The sequence below is a fragment of the Micromonospora sp. PRAS1 genome (genome assembly GCF_059553435.1).
This window is the reverse complement of sequence record NZ_JCANNB010000032.1, coordinates 39,629-54,212: the sequence shown is the minus strand read 5'-3', so window position 1 is coordinate 54,212 and position 14,584 is coordinate 39,629. Positions and strand designations below refer to the sequence as shown.

The 14,584-nt window shown below is 68.2% G+C and carries 15 protein-coding genes and 2 pseudogenes; 12 read left to right on the top strand and 5 right to left on the bottom strand.

Translation table 11 applies throughout. The features are described 5' to 3' along the window. Positions 1-11 precede the first annotated feature (11 nt). A complete protein-coding gene (locus tag AC507J_RS24810; RefSeq protein ID WP_496291599.1) occupies positions 12-2,135 on the bottom strand; it encodes an MMPL family transporter in 2,124 nt (707 codons plus the stop codon). Between the two features lie 100 nt (positions 2,136-2,235). Here AC507J_RS24810 and AC507J_RS24805 point away from each other — a divergent pair, with 100 nt between their 5' ends. The 5 genes from AC507J_RS24805 (at position 2,236) to AC507J_RS24785 (ending at position 5,798) form a co-directional block, all read left to right on the top strand. After that, a complete protein-coding gene (locus AC507J_RS24805) occupies positions 2,236-3,549 on the top strand; it encodes a sensor histidine kinase (RefSeq protein WP_496291598.1) in 1,314 nt (437 codons plus the stop codon). After that, a complete protein-coding gene (locus AC507J_RS24800) occupies positions 3,501-4,145 on the top strand; it encodes a LuxR C-terminal-related transcriptional regulator (RefSeq protein WP_496291597.1) in 645 nt (214 codons plus the stop codon). The genes AC507J_RS24805 and AC507J_RS24800 overlap by 49 nt, the downstream gene beginning before the upstream one ends. A 146-nt stretch (positions 4,146-4,291) precedes the next feature. After that, positions 4,292-4,900 (top strand): type IV toxin-antitoxin system AbiEi family antitoxin domain-containing protein, encoded by a 609-nt coding sequence (locus AC507J_RS24795; RefSeq protein WP_496291596.1) that lies wholly within the window; start codon positions 4,292-4,294, stop codon positions 4,898-4,900. Then, positions 4,897-5,310, top strand: coding sequence for a nucleotidyl transferase AbiEii/AbiGii toxin family protein (locus tag AC507J_RS24790; protein ID WP_496291595.1), 414 nt, complete (start codon positions 4,897-4,899; stop codon positions 5,308-5,310). Before AC507J_RS24795 ends, AC507J_RS24790 begins: the two co-directional genes overlap by 4 nt. Further along, complete coding sequence (locus AC507J_RS24785; RefSeq protein ID WP_496291623.1) at positions 5,241-5,798, top strand: nucleotidyl transferase AbiEii/AbiGii toxin family protein; 558 nt, start codon at positions 5,241-5,243, stop codon at positions 5,796-5,798. The genes AC507J_RS24790 and AC507J_RS24785 overlap by 70 nt, the downstream gene beginning before the upstream one ends. Before the next feature lie 35 nt (positions 5,799-5,833). On the opposite strand, the gene AC507J_RS24780 is transcribed toward AC507J_RS24785, so the two are convergent. Continuing rightward, a complete protein-coding gene (locus AC507J_RS24780; RefSeq protein WP_496291594.1) occupies positions 5,834-8,899 on the bottom strand; it encodes a DEAD/DEAH box helicase in 3,066 nt (1,021 codons plus the stop codon). A 105-nt stretch (positions 8,900-9,004) separates the two neighbouring features. On the opposite strand from AC507J_RS24780, the gene AC507J_RS24775 reads away from it, so the two are divergent. Together AC507J_RS24775 and AC507J_RS24770 are read left to right on the top strand one after the other, a co-directional pair. Next, positions 9,005-9,355 (top strand): type II toxin-antitoxin system RelE/ParE family toxin, encoded by a 351-nt coding sequence (locus tag AC507J_RS24775; protein ID WP_496291593.1) that lies wholly within the window; start codon positions 9,005-9,007, stop codon positions 9,353-9,355. Next, positions 9,355-9,654, top strand: a complete 300-nt coding sequence (locus AC507J_RS24770) for a helix-turn-helix domain-containing protein (RefSeq protein WP_496291592.1) — start codon at positions 9,355-9,357, stop codon at positions 9,652-9,654. The genes AC507J_RS24775 and AC507J_RS24770 overlap by 1 nt, the downstream gene beginning before the upstream one ends. Positions 9,655-10,282: 628 nt before the next feature. Here AC507J_RS24770 and AC507J_RS24765 read toward each other — a convergent pair. The 3 genes and pseudogenes from AC507J_RS24765 to AC507J_RS24755 all read right to left on the bottom strand — a co-directional run. After that, a pseudogene (locus AC507J_RS24765) lies at positions 10,283-10,441 on the bottom strand (IS1634 family transposase); the annotation flags it as partial. A 113-nt stretch (positions 10,442-10,554) separates the two neighbouring features. Next, positions 10,555-11,046 (bottom strand): annotated as a pseudogene (locus tag AC507J_RS24760) (flavoprotein); the annotation flags it as partial. Then, positions 10,929-12,176 carry a helix-turn-helix transcriptional regulator gene (locus AC507J_RS24755; protein ID WP_496291591.1) on the bottom strand — a complete coding sequence of 416 codons (1,248 nt, stop codon included), beginning with the start codon at positions 12,174-12,176 and terminating at the stop codon, positions 10,929-10,931. The pseudogene AC507J_RS24760 and the gene AC507J_RS24755, both read right to left, overlap by 118 nt. Before the next feature lie 313 nt (positions 12,177-12,489). Between AC507J_RS24755 and AC507J_RS24750 the strand changes: the two genes are divergently transcribed. From AC507J_RS24750 to AC507J_RS24730, 5 genes are all read left to right on the top strand, one after another. Then, a complete protein-coding gene (locus tag AC507J_RS24750) occupies positions 12,490-12,753 on the top strand; it encodes a DivIVA domain-containing protein (protein WP_496291622.1) in 264 nt (87 codons plus the stop codon). Next, a complete protein-coding gene (locus AC507J_RS24745; protein WP_496291590.1) occupies positions 12,750-13,004 on the top strand; it encodes a hypothetical protein in 255 nt (84 codons plus the stop codon). The genes AC507J_RS24750 and AC507J_RS24745 overlap by 4 nt, the downstream gene beginning before the upstream one ends. A gap of 13 nt (positions 13,005-13,017) precedes the next feature. After that, on the top strand, positions 13,018-13,404 hold the full coding sequence (locus AC507J_RS24740) for a GIY-YIG nuclease family protein (RefSeq protein WP_496291589.1): 387 nt from the start codon (positions 13,018-13,020) through the stop codon (positions 13,402-13,404). Positions 13,405-13,412: 8 nt separating this feature from the next. Then, positions 13,413-14,006 carry a hypothetical protein gene (locus AC507J_RS24735; protein WP_496291588.1) on the top strand — a complete coding sequence of 198 codons (594 nt, stop codon included), beginning with the start codon at positions 13,413-13,415 and terminating at the stop codon, positions 14,004-14,006. Positions 14,007-14,127: 121 nt separating this feature from the next. Continuing rightward, positions 14,128-14,574, top strand: coding sequence for a nitroreductase family deazaflavin-dependent oxidoreductase (locus tag AC507J_RS24730; protein ID WP_496291587.1), 447 nt, complete (start codon positions 14,128-14,130; stop codon positions 14,572-14,574). Positions 14,575-14,584 lie beyond the last annotated feature (10 nt).

Below are 14,584 nucleotides of genomic sequence, written 5' to 3'. Positions count from 1 at the left end.
GGCGGTGCCGACTACTGCGATCCCACCGGCACCCGCTCGGCCGACGGGGTGACCGACGGCCGGGCGCTGCGCCGGGCCAGAACACCCGGCCACCAGGTACGCGGCCCGACGTCCAGGGCCAGCGCCGGGACGAGCAGGCTGCGGACCAGGAAGGTGTCGAGCAGGACGCCGACGCTGATGATGATCGCCGTCTGCACCGACGGGACCAGCGGCAGCACGCTCAGCGCGCCGAAGGTGGCGGCCAGCACGATGCCCGCGCTGGTGATCACCCCGCCGGTGGCGCTCAGCGCGTGCAGCACGCCCTGCCGGTGCCCGAGCCGCGTCGCCTCCTCCCGGGCGCGGGTGACGAGGAAGATGGTGTAGTCCACGCCGAGGGCGACCAGGAACAGGAACGTCTGCAACGGAAGCCCGACGAAGAGCTTCGGGTAGCCCAGCGCGTCGAGGATCAGCCCGGCCGCACCCAACGCGGCCAGGTAGGAGAGCACCACGCTGGCCAGCAGGAGCAGCGGCGCGACCAGGGCACGCAGCAGCAGCACCAGGACGAAGAAGACCACCGCCAGCACCAGCGGCGCCACCAGCTTGTTGTCCCGGCTGATCGTGCGGTCCTCGTCGAGCAGGTGCGCGCTGTCCCCGCCGACAAGCGCCTGCGCACCCGGCACGGCGTGCACCGCCGCGCGCAGCTTCTCGACCGTGGCCTGCGCCCCGTCACTGTCCGGCGCGTGGGCCATCACCGCCTCGACGCGTACCCACCGGCCGTCCGGCGAGGTCTCCGGCGTACCGACCTCGGCCACCCCCGGCACGGTACGCGCGGCGGCGACCACCTGGTCGGCCGAGCCGGCGGCGGCCAGGATCTCGGCGGGTGCGACCGTACCGCTCGGGTAGTGCGCCTCGATCATCCGCTGGCCGGTGATCGAGCCGACCTCGGTGGTGAAGGTCTCGTCGCTGGGCAGGCCGATGCTCAGGTTGCCGATGCCGAAGGTGAGCGCGACAAGCGCGGCTGCCGTGCCCAGCCACACCCCGCGCGGCCGCCGCCCGACGAAGTTGGCGATGCGGTGCCACACCCCGCGCTGGGTGGCCGCCTCCGACTCGGCCGCCTCCGGCGAGAACTTCGGCACGAACGGCCAGAACAGCCACCGCCCGAAGATGACAAGGACCGCCGGCAGCAGCGTGGTCATGGCGAGGAACGCCGTGATGATGCCGACCGCACCGACCGGCCCGAGGCTCCGGGTGGAGGGCAGGTCCGCGGCGAGCAGGCAGAGCAGGCCGAGCGAGACGGTGGCCGCCGAGGCGGCGATCGCACCGTACGACCGGCGCAACGCGACGGCCATCGCCGCGTGCCGGTCGGCGTGCCGGCGCAGCTCCTCCCGGTACCTGGCGATCAGCAGCAGCGCGTAGTCCACCCCGACACCGAAGACCAGCACGGTCAGGATGCTCTGACCCTGGAGGTCCACCGCCAGCCCGGCGTGCTTGCCGAGCAGGTAGACCACCGCGTTGGCGAGCTGGCTGGCCATCGCCACCGTGGCCAGCGGAATCAACCAGAGCACCGGGCTGCGGTACGTGATGAGCAGCAGCAGCGCGACGGTGCCGGCGGTCGCCAGCAGCAGCGTCGCGTCCATCCCGTCGAACGCCTCAAGGAGATCGTCGTCGGCGGCGGCCGGCCCGGTCAGGGCGGTCTGCAACCCGCCCGGAGGGTCGTCAGCCAGCCGTTCCTTGATCTGCACGACCGACTCGGTCCGCTGATCGGAGTCACCGGCGACCGGGAAGGAGAGCAGCAGGGCCCGCCCGTCCTCGCTGGGCACCGCCGGCGGCACCTGCCCGCCGTTCACGTACCGGCCGAAGACCGCCCGGTCCGCCTCGACCTTGGCGTGGTCGGCGTCGGTGAGCCCGCTCTCCCGGGCGTAGACGGCGACGGCCACCGCGAGCGACTCCTGCGAGTCGGGGAACGCCGCCTCCGCCCGCTGCACCGCCCGGGTGGTCTCGGCGCTGGCCGGCAGCGCGCCGAGGGCATTGTTGTCCTGCACCTCGGTCACCTTCAGCGCCAGCGGCCCGGCCGCCGCGATCAGGGCGAGCCAGAAGACGAGCACCAGGTACTTGCCACGGCGGCCGACGAGCCTGCTTTCCACGGTCACGGTCATGGTTCGATCCTTCGCGGGCGGCGCGGGGAGGACAGGAGTGTCAGGGCGTGTCCGGCGGTGGTGTTAGCACTACCGATCGCTGGTCCGCCGATGACGCAGAATGAGTGCCGTGGACGGCTCCGTACCTGCCGTGGTGTGGCGCTGGGCGCGGCCCGGCGTGACCGCCGCTGGGCAGGGCCTGGTGGTCGCGCTGCTCTGCCTGCCCGTCAACCTGGTGCTCTTCGCGCTGTCGGTGGTGTCGCTCGCGCTGATCCCGGCGCTCGGCATCGGGCTGGTCCTCTTCCCGGCGGTGACCGCGCTGGTGCGCCGGGCGCTGACCCTGCAACGCCGGCTGAGCCGGTGGAGCGGGGCAGCGATCCCGTCGCCGTACCGGCCCGTGCCGACCGACGGCCGGCTGGGCATCTGGAAGCGGTTCCGCTGGACCGTGACGGACCCGGCCACCTGGCGGGACTTCGCCTGGCTGCTGCCCGGCGCGATCACCGGCGCGCTCTGCCTGCTGGCGCTCGTGCTGCCGTTCTACGGCCTCGAAGGCGTCCTGCTGGTGCCGCTGGTGCTCTACTTCGTCGCCGACTGGTACGGCTACGGCGTCTTCTGGCCGATGGACACCTTCGTCAAGGCGTACCTCTCGGTACTCCAGGGCTGGCTGATCCTCGGCGGCGGGCTGGCCGCCGCCCCCTGGGTGATCCGGCTGCATTTCAGATTCGCCGGTCTCTTCCTCGCCCCGACCCGGGCCCAGCAGTTGGCGCTCCAGGTCCGGCACCTCGCCGCCACCCGCGCCGACACCATCGACACCCAGGCCGCCGAGCTGCGCCGCATCGAACGCGACCTGCACGACGGCGCGCAGGCCCGGCTCGTCGCGCTGCGGATGAGCATCGGACTCGCCGAGGAACTGCTGACCCGAAACCCGGCCAAGGCGGCGCGGCTGCTCAGCGAGGCCCAGGAGGCCAGCGGCCAGGCGCTTGTCGAGCTGCGTGATCTCGTACGCGGAATCTATCCGCCGGTGCTCGCCGAACGCGGCCTGGACGGGGCGGTACGCGCCCTCGCCCTCACCATCACCACGCCCGTGGAGCTCGACCTGGAGCTGCCCGGCAGCCCGCCGGCGGCGGTCGAGTCCGCGGCCTACTTCGCGGTGGCCGAACTGCTGGCCAACATGGCCAAGCACAGTGGAGCCGAGCGAGCCTGGGTAAACCTCGCCTACCGCGAGGGCGCGCTGCACATCCTGGTCGGCGACGACGGGCGCGGCGGCGCCTCGCCGCAGGCAGGCAGCGGCCTGGCGGGAGTGCGCCGCCGGCTGGCCGCCTTCGATGGCACGATGACCGTGACGAGTCCGCCCGGCGGACCCACAATCGTGACCATGGAGCTGCCGTGCGAGTTGTCATCGCGGAGGATCTCGCCCTCCTCCGGGACGGCCTGATCCGCATCCTCGACGCATACGGTTACGAGGTGGTCGAGGCGGTCGCCGACGGGCCGAGCGTGCTGCCCGCCCTCACCCGACACAAGCCCGACGTCGCAGTCCTCGACGTACGCCTGCCGCCCACCTTCACCGACGAGGGCCTGCAAGCCGCGCTCGCCGCCCGCACCGAGCTGCCCGGCCTGCCCATCCTGGTGCTCTCCCAGCACGTCGAGCAGCTCTACGCCCGCGAACTGCTCGCCGACCGCAACGGCGGCGTCGGCTACCTGCTCAAGGACCGGGTCTCGAACGTCGGCCAGTTCATCGACGCGATCCAACGGGTCGCCGCGGGCGGCATGGTGATGGACCCCGAGGTGGTCTCCCAACTGCTGGCCCGCAACGCGGGCGGCGACCGGCTGGGCGGGCTTACGGCACGGGAGCGGGAGGTGCTCGGCCTGATGGCCGAGGGCCGCTCGAACGCGGCGATCGCCGGCCGGCTCTTCGTCACCGAGAAGGCGGTAAGCAAGCACATAAACAACATCTTCAGCAAGCTCGGCATGCCCCCGTCGGATGACGACAACCGCCGGGTGCTCGCCGTCATCGCCTACCTGAACGGCTGAGACCACCCTTGAACAGGGGATAAAGCTGGGTGATGCTCATATCAGCGTCTGTCTGGCGCGATCCAGCTTGAGCGGGGATTCGGGCTCCTCCCGGCCCTGCCAAGGAAATCCACTACAGGTGATGGCAACCTGTATAGAATTTCCCTGTGCGGGTGGGGGACGGATCGGAGGCCGGGAGCATGCCGCTTGGCATGCTTCCAGCCACTTTCAGTTACTCCGAGGCTCTGGAGGCTGGTCTCTCTGAGTGGCAGCTCTACCGGCTGCGGGATCAAGGACTCATCGCAGCTGTTGGGAGGGGTCTTTACCGGCGCCATGACGCCGAGATGGCGGATATCGATCTCATCGAGATCACCCGCCGTGCGCCATCGGCCACGCTGTGCCTGACCACCGCCCTGGCCCGGCACGGCCTCACTGACGAGATTCCCTCCCGCATCGATGTCGCTCTGCCCCGTGGGCGGCACCGGCCCATCACCTCAGCCCCCGTCGTCTGGCATCTGTTCGACCCAGCTACGTTCGAGGTCGGCCGCACTGAGTTGCCACTCGATCCGGAGACTTCGATCGGGCTATACAGCCCCGAACGAAGCATCATCGACGCCGTTCGCCTGCGCCATCGGGAGGGGTCGGAACTGGCGTACGTGGCGCTGCGGCGATGGCTGAGGCGCCGCGACGCATCACCATCAAAGCTGCTGGCCATGGTTCGGCGGTTTCCCAAGGCTGAGCGGCCGCTCCGAGAAGCACTGGAGATCCTGCTGTGACTGTACGTCCGACCCGCGCCACCGCCGCCGGCCGCGCCTACCTCGACCTCCAGAACCTCGCCCGGCGCACCGGACGTCCCACTGACGAGCTGCACCAGGTCTACGCGCTGGAAGGCTTCCTCGCTCGCCTGGCCCGATCCCCGTACGCGGACAACCTCGTACTCAAAGGTGGGGTGCTGCTGGCCGCCTATGCCGCCCGACGGCCGGCCCGTGATGTAGACCTTCAGGGGCGTTGGATCTCGAATGACAGTGACCAGGTACTCGGCATCGTCCGAAGCATTGCGAGCCAGCAACTCGACGACGGCCTGGTCTTCGACGCGCCGGCCGCAACTGCGGAACGATCCGGGACGATGACGTCTACGCGGGGGTACGCGTCAGCCTCACCGGCCGTCTCGCCGCGGCGCGGCTGACCTTTCACGTCGACATCAACGTCGGCGACCCGATCTGGCCTGAACCGCAGCCGATCAAGCTGCCACGGTTGCTTGATGACGAGTTGGTGGTGACCGGATATTCGCTTCCGATGGTGTACGCGGAGAAGTTGGTGACGGCGTTGCAACGGGGCGAGGCGAATACCCGCTGGCGCGACTTCGCCGACGTTTATCTGCTGGCGGGCCGGCACAATGTCGACGGCAACAAGCTGACGACAGCTGTGCAGCGGGTAGCCGAATATCGTGAGGTGACGATCGAGCCGCTGAGCCATGCTCTCGACGGCTACGCCGCGTTCGCGCAGTCACGGTGGGCGGCCTGGCGGCGCAAACACCTGCTTGATGACCGCCTTCCGCAGGACTTCGGCGAGGTGCTGCAACGGGTGTCCGCGTTCGCCGATCCGGCTTTGACCGGGGCTGCCGCCGGACGGACCTGGGTGGCGGAATCTTCGGTCTGGACGGCGGCCGTGTGACGGGCGGGCCGCTTAGCGTCATCTGCCGGCCGCCGTCAGGCGGCGATGGTGCGGGCGGCGGCGTACATGTCGGCGGGCAGTGGGTGGTGCAGCCGCCAGACGATGCGCATCGGGCGGTCGCCGGTGTGTTCCTGGTAGGTCATTGGGCCGGCGTACAGGTAGGCCGGTGCGCCCAGGTCGCGGTCCGGAATCCGGGTCTCCCGGACGAAAAGGTGCACCGTCGAGCCCCGCTCGGCGTGGTGGATGTAGCGCTGCCCGGTCGGCGATGCCGACGAGGTGGTGCTCTGCGACTCCCATTGGAACAGGGTCTCGGTGATGGCCCGGTCGGCGTACATCGTGGTGGGGGAGTAGTGCTGCTCCGATTTGACCAGAGTGACAAAGAAGATGTCGGCCCGCTCGGACTCCAGCCACTTCACACCCTCGCGCAGCGAACCCGGCTTCGACATGCCGAAAGCGGCGCACGCCTCGTTGCGGCTGTACCGGGCGTGCACCCGCAGCGGCAGCCCGTCGACCGGCGCGGTGACCCGGTGGATGCGGTCCCGCAGCACCTCCACCACCTGCTGAATCTCCCGGCAGCGCGCCGGCTCGGCGAGCAGCCACGCCAGGCGATCTTCCCGTTCGGTGAGTGGCGCGTCCGGCCCCCAGAGGTCGAAGTGCAGCATGTCCCAGAGCCGCCCGACCTCCGGAGCCTCGCCGGCCGCCACCCGGGCCAGCAGGTCGAGCCGGTCCGGGTCGTCCAGGTGCAGCATCCGCCCGATCGCCCGGCCCAACCCGCGATCGTGCGCCCCGCCCGGTGAGGCTTCCAGCCCGGCGAGCCGCCGCAGCCCGGTCCACCCGCCGATGCTCGCCGACCGGTAGACGTCCTCGATCTCCACGCCCGCCTCGTGCAGGAACTCGCCAAGGCTGCCCTCCCCGAGCAGGCGCAACTCCTTCGCCAGCCCGGTCTTCGAGGTCGGCACGGCTGACTTGAGATTGCGAAGCACGATCTCCTTGGCCACCCGGTCGAGCTGGATGTGGCAGCCGCTGGGCAGGGACGGGAAGTCTTCGCGTACGGCATCGGTTATCGCGCGGCGGCTGACCCCGGTCAAAGCGCGCCAGCGTAGGTCGAAGCGGAAGTTGGCGTGTTGCCCGCCGATGAAGTCGAGCACGGTCAGGCAAGGCTTCTCGTCGGCCAGGCGCAGTCCACGGCCGAGCTGCTGAAGGAAGATCGTGGCGCTTTCGGTGGGCCGCAGCATCAGGATCGTGTCGACCATCGGCAGGTCGACCCCCTCGTTGAACAGGTCGACGGTGAAAAGTACCCGCAGCGTGCCGTTCTTGAAGTCCCTGAGCAGGGCGTGCCGATCGGCGCTTTGACTGGTCACCGCGGCCGAGGGCACACCGTGCCTGCCGAACCACTCCGCCATGAACTCGGCATGCCCGATGCTCACGCAGAACCCGAGCGCCCGCATCCGCTGCACGTCGACCATGTCGCCTACCGCCCGCAGCACCATCCGCGCCCGAGCATCATTGCCGGTGTAGACGCCGTCCAGCTCCGTCGGGTCGTATCCCTGCCCGCGCTTCCACCGCAGCTGCGACAGGTCAACATCGTCGTGCAGGCCGAAATACTGGAACGGCGCCAGCAACTGCCGCTCCAGCGCGTCCCAGAGGTGCAGCTCAACGGCGGCGCGGCCAGCGAACCACCGCCGCACGTCGCCGCCGTCGCTGCGGTCAGGAGTCGCGGTCAATCCCAGGAGTACGCGCGGCTTCAGCCGCTCCAGCAAACGGGCGTACGTCGGCGCTTCGGCGTGGTGGAACTCGTCGACGATCACCATGTCGTACGCCTCGGGGTCAACCTCCCGCCGGTGCAGCGACTGGATCGAGGCGAAGACGTGCCGCCAGTGCTGCGGCTCTTGGCCCCCGACGAGGATCTCGCCGAAGCTGCCGTCTCCCATGACCTGCCGGAACGTCGCCAGACTCTGCCGCAGGATCTGCTCCTGATGAGCGACGAAGAGCAGCGAGTCAACCTGCCCTCGGCGATGTAACCGCCGGTAGTCCAGCGCGGCCACGACGGTCTTGCCGGTGCCGGTCGCCATCACCACGAGGTTCCGGTGCCGCCCGTGCACCTGCCGCTCGGCGTCCAGGTCGGCCAGAATCTCGGCCTGGTACGGGTAGGGCCGCACATCCAGGTTGGCGATCTCGATTGGCGCATCGCCGTCGCGGCGCTCCCCGCGCAGCGCGCCCCGGAGCCGATCGCCGTCCCTGGTCGGGTCGTACTCCTCAAACGCCGGATCGTTCCAGTAGTCCTCGAACGTGGCGGCGAACGTATCGATTACGTACGGCTGCTCCAGGTTGGAGATCCGTACGTTCCACTCCAGGCCGTCGAGCAGCGCGGTCTTCGACAGGTTGGACGAGCCGATGTACGCGGTGGTGGTGCCGGTGCGGCGGCGGAACAGCCACGCCTTGGCGTGCAGCCGGGTGGTCCGGGTCTCGTAGGAGACCTTGATCTCGGCGCCCAACTCGGCAAGTCGGTTGAGGGCCCGCTGATCGGTCGCGCCGAGGTACGTCGTGGTGATGACCCGCAGCCGCCCGCCCCGCTCGATCAGCTCCCGGATGGCGCCCTGCACCTGAAGCAGGCCACCCCACTTGATGAACGCGCAGAGCAGGTCGACGGAATCCGCCGAGGCCATCTCGTAGGCGACCTCGTGCCCGATGCGCGGCTGGTTCCGACCATTGACCAGTAGCGCGCCGGTGGAGAGCGGAGTAGTGGGCCGGGGCGGAAAGCTGGGCTGCGCGGGCGGAGGCGGCGGGGCTGCGATGGCGTGCAGCAGACGCTCGGCATCGGCGACCTGGTCATCGGCGCTGACTGCCCGTGGCTCCAGCAGGGCGATGCTTTGGGCGATGCGATTGACCAGGTCGACCTGGCGGGCGAGTTCGTCATCGCCACCGCCGACCGCGAGCAGCGCCCGTTGGGCCAACATCGCGATGTGCTTGGCAAAAATGTCGTGCGCGTCGGCGGGATCAAGCTTGGCCCGCTGTATCAGGGCCGGGTCCACGCCTTGAAGCCGTCCAGCAAGCTCCTGGGTGATTATGTGCTCGTAGAGCCCGGTGTCATGATCGGCCACCGAGGCAGGCTAACGATCTCTGTTCTCCAGCGCTGTCCCCTATCGGTCTCGACACGCAGGTCGGAAAGCAGTAGCGGAAGCCTGAAAGTCCATAGCATCGGTGCTATGGACTGGGGTAGTGTCGAGCTGGAACCAGAGGTCCGAGACTGGCTGGAGGGATTGTCGGCCGAGTACTTCGCGAGAGCCGCTTTCTACATCGATCTGCTTGCTGCTCAGGGCGTATTGCTAGGGGAGCCGTACACCAAGCAGCTCGATGGCAAGCTGCGGGAGCTGCGCTTTTACCTGGACCGCGACGCGGTGCGTATGACGTACTGGATAGCCTCCCGCCGCAGGATCATCCTGTTGACAGTCTTTCGTAAGACGCGGATGCGGGAGGACCGAGAGGTCGAGCGGGCTCGCCGGGCGCTTGAGCGCTGCGCGGCTGAACGGCATACCGTGATCGAGGGGGCAGAGTAATGAGTGATCGCGTCGACTGGAATGAACTGCGGGAACGCCGGATGGCCGAACCGGGTGCAGCTGAGGCGTACGAGGCGGCACGGCTTGCCTTTGAGCTCGGTCGGGAGGTGCGAGAGCTTCGGGAGCGAAACGGTTGGAGTCAGAGTCAGCTCGCACGGGCTGCCGGCATGACTCAGTCTGCGGTTGCCCGCTTCGAAGCTGGGGGCACCGTGCCGACCCTTGCTGTCCTCGAACGGCTAGCGCGAGCCCTTGATCGAAGGCTGGATGTGAAGTTCACGCGGAGGGCGGACGCCGCCTGACCAGGCTGTCGCACGAGTGTGCATGAAGTCGGCTGCGTAGTAGGTGGTCGGCGCGGTATGTCGCAGGGTGGACGGTGAGGATATGTCACGACCTGCTGAGCGGCTGCACGGGCAGTCCCGGGCGGTTTCGGCCTCCGCGTCCGGAACGGCTCATCGCCCCCTGCTCAAGATCCCTCGCTTGGTGACAGTACCTGTTGGGCAGCTCCTGCGATCTGTCATTTCTCTGACAAACTAAGCCCATTGGACCGTGCCGAGAGGTGCAGTGGGCAGGGCTTACGTACCCGTAGGGATTGGAAAGGTGCTGGCGCAGCTGGAATCCCAGACCGACTCTCCTTCCACTGGTGACGGGAGGCGGGAGGGCGACGAAGTGAGCCAGATGCTTGAAGAATTCGCGGATCGCCTGGCGGATCCCGAACAGCGGTCCGCTATCTTAGGAATGATGAACAATCTTCTCCTTCTCGTGCCGGAGAGAGAGGGGACATCCACTCGACGTTGATCAACGTCCCTGGGCAGTGCATCTAGTGCGTGTCTTGGATGGCGTCGAGGGCGGCTTGGAGGTCGTCGGGTAGGGGGTCGGGGGGGGTGATGAAGCGCTGTTCGCCGTCCTGGCCGTGTCCAGCTGGTTCGTGGCCGCCAGGGCGTGGCTGATGCTTTTGGTCGCTCTGGTCAAGTGCACGTACCGGTTCCGCTTGACCGCTGTCTTGCCGGCGACGGCGTTCTCGGCCTTGGCGACCTGGTTGTCGATGTGCCGAAGAGGGCGTCGGGCCCGGTCAACCCGGTACTGGTAGAAGAAATGTGTAGCTGATTGGTGACTATGCGCCAGTCCAACTCTGCGGGCAGCGGTGCAACGACTACGTTGGCGGTCTGGAGCATCCGCAGGTGTCGGTCGTAGCTTGGGTGGGCGGCCAGTTGCTCCTTGACGTTCGGAAAGGCGTAGATCGGGAGTTCGGTGCCGAGTGCCTCGTTGAGGATGCCCAGCGCGAGGGTGTCGTTGATGCCCTGCGCCCACTTGTTGATGACGTTGAACGTCGCTGGCACCACCGCGACGGCGGTGGCCAGCGGGTGCGGCTCCGGTTCGCCGGGCTTGCGCCACTCCACCCGCACCGGATAGCCGGTCTGCTGCACAAGTTCTTTTCGATCTATCCAGGTGGCGGCGGTCGGTGTGGCGGTCAGGCAGACCGTCCAACCGTCATCTTGCAGAAGATTGATCAGCTCTCCGATCCGCAGCACCGGTGGGGCCGCGCAGACGACCAGGGCCAGCACGCCGCGTCGAGTCACGCCAGCAGTCCGGCTCGTTCGGCCAGGGGCCGCAGTCCCGGTGTCGCGGCCCGTCGATCCTTTGTCAACAGGTCGATCAGCAGCATCCGGGCTTGAGCGTTCGTGTGAACGCATTCGGCGGCGACCCGTTCCGCTTCGAGTAGATGCAGCACCGAGGTCGCCCGGTCTCCGGCTGATCGCATCATCGCCTCCGCCATGTCGATGTGAACCTGCGCCCTTCGGCCGACCAGCACTGTCGGCAGGCGGGACGTGTCGAGCCGTGCTCCGATTTCCAGGGCACGGTCTGTGTTGCCGGCCCGGACTGCGGCAGATACTGCGTGGATGGCGACGTTCGTGGGGCCGAAGCCGGTCCAGAGCCGGTTCCGATCCGATCCGAGTGCGCTCGCCAGCGCTTCGGCCCGAGCCAGAAAGTTGGCCGTCTCCTTCGGGTGTCCATGTCCGGAGGTAATGACCGCAGCCAGGAGCAGCAGGGAACCGTGCGCGGAGAGAAGATCAGGGTCGACTACGGGTCCGGCTGAGGCCAAGCGGTCGGTGCTGGCTCGAACGATCTCTTCGGCTTCGTCTGCCCGTGCCGGCATCCGTATCAACCCGCACGCTACCTGGTAGGCGGCGACCGCCATCAGCGCTTGGTCGTTCGCGATCCGGGCAGCGGTGGAAGCCCGGTCGGCGCTGAGGAGTGCGGTGTCTCCATCGCCCACCTTAGCGGCCAGCTTCGACGCGGCGACGTAGGCGGCGGCCAACAGCCGGAAGGCCCTCGTACGGTGCATTCCTGTGGCGGTCTCGGCGAAGGCTGACGCCTGACCGAGTACATCTGGCAGCAGCCGCGCGGCGGACGTGTAGCTCGCGCGCTGATAGTGGTTATGAACCTTGCCCACAGCCCGCCGGATCTCGACGGCTGACAGCGCTGACGGAGCGGATGGAGTCAGGTAACCGGCGAGGAAGGTCCGGAGGCTGGTGAGTAGTTCGGGTCGGGCGGCGCCGGAAGCCCGGTCATCGCGGTCATCTCGCATGGCCTGTCCTCGATACTTAGCCACTGACACGTCGGCGAACATGCCATCGAGTGCTTCGAGGGTAACGCCGAGAGTGGAAGCGATTCGGGTTCGATGCCACGGCTGTGGATCTGTCTCGGCATTTTCCCAGCGCACAACGGTTGATCGCTCCACGCCGAGGATCTCGGCCAACCGTTCCTGGCTGTAGCCGAGGGCCTTGCGCCGCTGACAGAGTCGGTGCCGTTTGAGTGCCACAATCGACCTCCCTGAGCGCTGGCTGCCACTTTAGTCACGGTCCGTCGATCGGGTGAGTACGCAGATGCGTCATTCCTGCGTCATGGCGGCTCCGTGAACGCTGTGGTCCCTGGTCGGTGCCGCGACGAGGCTTTGGGCGAGGCCCGGGGCGGGTGCTGGGCTCCGGTGGGGCGTCGACCGGTGAGACGTACTGCCGTCCCCGCCCGTCTCGGAGCCGCAAGATCGAGCCAGGGAGGGACATGGACGCGATCGACCAAGCGTGCGGCGAGGTGCCGTTGCCGCCGCACGTGACCGAGTGGGAGGTGCGGTGGCGATGATCTATGTGAGCCGGGAGCATCTCCGTCCGCGGAATGTCCGGGCGGTCGTCTTCGACACCCGCTGGCGCGGGCTCGACCCCGCTCAGGTGCACGGTTACCTGGATCTGGTCGCCGACGAACTGGACCGGCTTCAGCGGGAGCTGATCACCGCGAACACCGAGGCCGAGCGGATCCGGCAGGCGTTGCGGCAGTGGCAGTCCCGGCAGGCCCGCCCTGGTTTTGGGAGGTTTGGCGCACCGAACAACAGGTGGTCGAGATGACGGAGTCGCCGCACTGGGTCCTTCACCTGCCGACCACGCTGACCAGCCTCGAAGAGGCGACCGCGCTCGCGGTCGCGTTGCGTGACTGGCTCGGCCACGTCACCGCCATCGACTTCGGCGAGACCACGCTCAGCGAGGAGGACAAGCAGTTTCTGCGTACCCGAGTGTGGTGTGACGCCCGGGGCGACGGTGCCGGCCGCTGCCGGCGTCTCGACGACCACGACGGGCCGTGCGGGGCCTCGGAGGAGTAGTAGCCTGCCGGGCATGCCTGACTCCACAGTCGACGACCTGCTGGGCGGCTTCACCGCGCCTCGGCGGTTCACCAGGGAGACTGCCGATGATGCTCCGCCCACGTCCGGCGTGCACGTGGTGCTCGATGGTGGCACGGTCAGCTACGTCGGGTGGACCGGGAACCTGCGTAACCGTCTCCGGCAGCATCTGACCGGCAATCGCGAGTCGTCGGTGCTGCACAAGTATGTCGGGGAGGAGATCGACCGGCAGGGGCCGGCGGCCACGGCGGAGGACATCGCCGCCGCGCTGGGCCGCTGCGAGGTTCGCTGGCTGGAAACCGACAACCCGAAGAGTACGAAGGAGGCCCTGGTCCTGGCCCTCAAGCCGAAGTTCAACCGGCAGATCCCCCGACAGAGCTAGGACGACTGATGAGCAGAACCAAGAGCGGGCCGGCCGCCGACCGGGAGGCGGAGATGCGCGCTGACCCGGAGAAGCAGGCGAGATTCGCGGCGTTGGCGGACAGCCCTTGGCTTGATCGGGTGGTCGCGGCGAATCGGGCTTATCTGATCGCTGCCGTACCCGAGCCTTCCGTGAGCGAACGCGACCACTGGGCGCTCTCCTGCCTCCCCGGGACCGGATCTGGGCATCGGCTGTCGACGGTCAACATGAAGCGTATGGAGACGTTCGTGTTGTTCCGGCCCGATGGTCCAGACGGCAACGATGACATCGGCGGCTTTGTGATCGTCCGTGAGTCGGTACTGCGCGGTTACGCCGACTCGGGGCCGGGCATGGAGGAACAGCATCCCCATCTGGAGTTCGACCGGCGCCGGCCTTACCAGGACGCCGGTGCCGACCAGGTACGGATCTGGGGCTGGTACGACGATCTGATCGACGCACTGGCGCAGGAGTCGTTTGCCACCGCGGCTCGCGAACTCGCTGTCTCGCTGCTGGCCGGCACGACCAACCACGCCCGGCACCACAACTACCAACTCGCGGACCGGGTGCTCGGCCGAATCAGCTGACGGCCGGTAGCTGGCCCGGAGGAGCTCCGAACTCCAGGCCAGCCAGCCAGTCAGCCCGGCAGGAAGCGTGGCGACTCCGGCGCGCCGTGCCGATCGCGCTCGGTCGCGTAGGTTGGGGGGCATGGGATTGACCGGTGTTTACGAGCCGAGCGCGTCGCAGTGGGTCCGCGAGCAGGTCGAGCAGATCGTCCGTACCGGAACGACTGACGGTGTGACGATCAAAGATCGGCCCATCGTGCTGATGACCTACCGGGGTGCCAAGACCGGCAAGGTGCGCAAGACGCCGGTGATGCGGGTCGAGCACGAGGGGCATTATGCCGCTGTCGCGTCGATGGGCGGCGCGCCGAAGAATCCGCAGTGGTACGCCAGCCTGGTGGCCGAGCCGATCATCGAGCTTCAGGACGGGACGGTGACCGGGAAGTATCAGGCCCGGGAGGTGTTCGGGGACGAGAAGGCCGTCTGGTGGCGCCGGGCGGTCGAGGCGTACCCGGACTACGCCGACTATCAGCGCAAAACCGACCGCCAGATTCCGGTCTTCGTCCTCGAACCAGTCCCACCGACACCCTGAGCCCTCCCAG

Excerpts from the sequence above, each read along its gene's own strand:
- AC507J_RS24745 (WP_496291590.1), top strand. The coding sequence starts at position 12,750 with ATGACGGAGTCGCCGCACTGGGTCCTTCACCTGCCGACCACGCTGACC.
- AC507J_RS24775 (WP_496291593.1), top strand. The coding sequence starts at position 9,005 with ATGGACTGGGGTAGTGTCGAGCTGGAACCAGAGGTCCGAGACTGGCTG.
- AC507J_RS24810 (WP_496291599.1), bottom strand. The coding sequence starts at position 2,135 with ATGACCGTGACCGTGGAAAGCAGGCTCGTCGGCCGCCGTGGCAAGTAC.
- AC507J_RS24740 (WP_496291589.1), top strand. The coding sequence starts at position 13,018 with ATGCCTGACTCCACAGTCGACGACCTGCTGGGCGGCTTCACCGCGCCT.
- AC507J_RS24730 (WP_496291587.1), top strand. The coding sequence starts at position 14,128 with ATGGGATTGACCGGTGTTTACGAGCCGAGCGCGTCGCAGTGGGTCCGC.
- AC507J_RS24770 (WP_496291592.1), top strand. The coding sequence starts at position 9,355 with ATGAGTGATCGCGTCGACTGGAATGAACTGCGGGAACGCCGGATGGCC.
- AC507J_RS24805 (WP_496291598.1), top strand. The coding sequence starts at position 2,236 with ATGAGTGCCGTGGACGGCTCCGTACCTGCCGTGGTGTGGCGCTGGGCG.
- AC507J_RS24750 (WP_496291622.1), top strand. The coding sequence starts at position 12,490 with ATGATCTATGTGAGCCGGGAGCATCTCCGTCCGCGGAATGTCCGGGCG.
- AC507J_RS24735 (WP_496291588.1), top strand. The coding sequence starts at position 13,413 with ATGAGCAGAACCAAGAGCGGGCCGGCCGCCGACCGGGAGGCGGAGATG.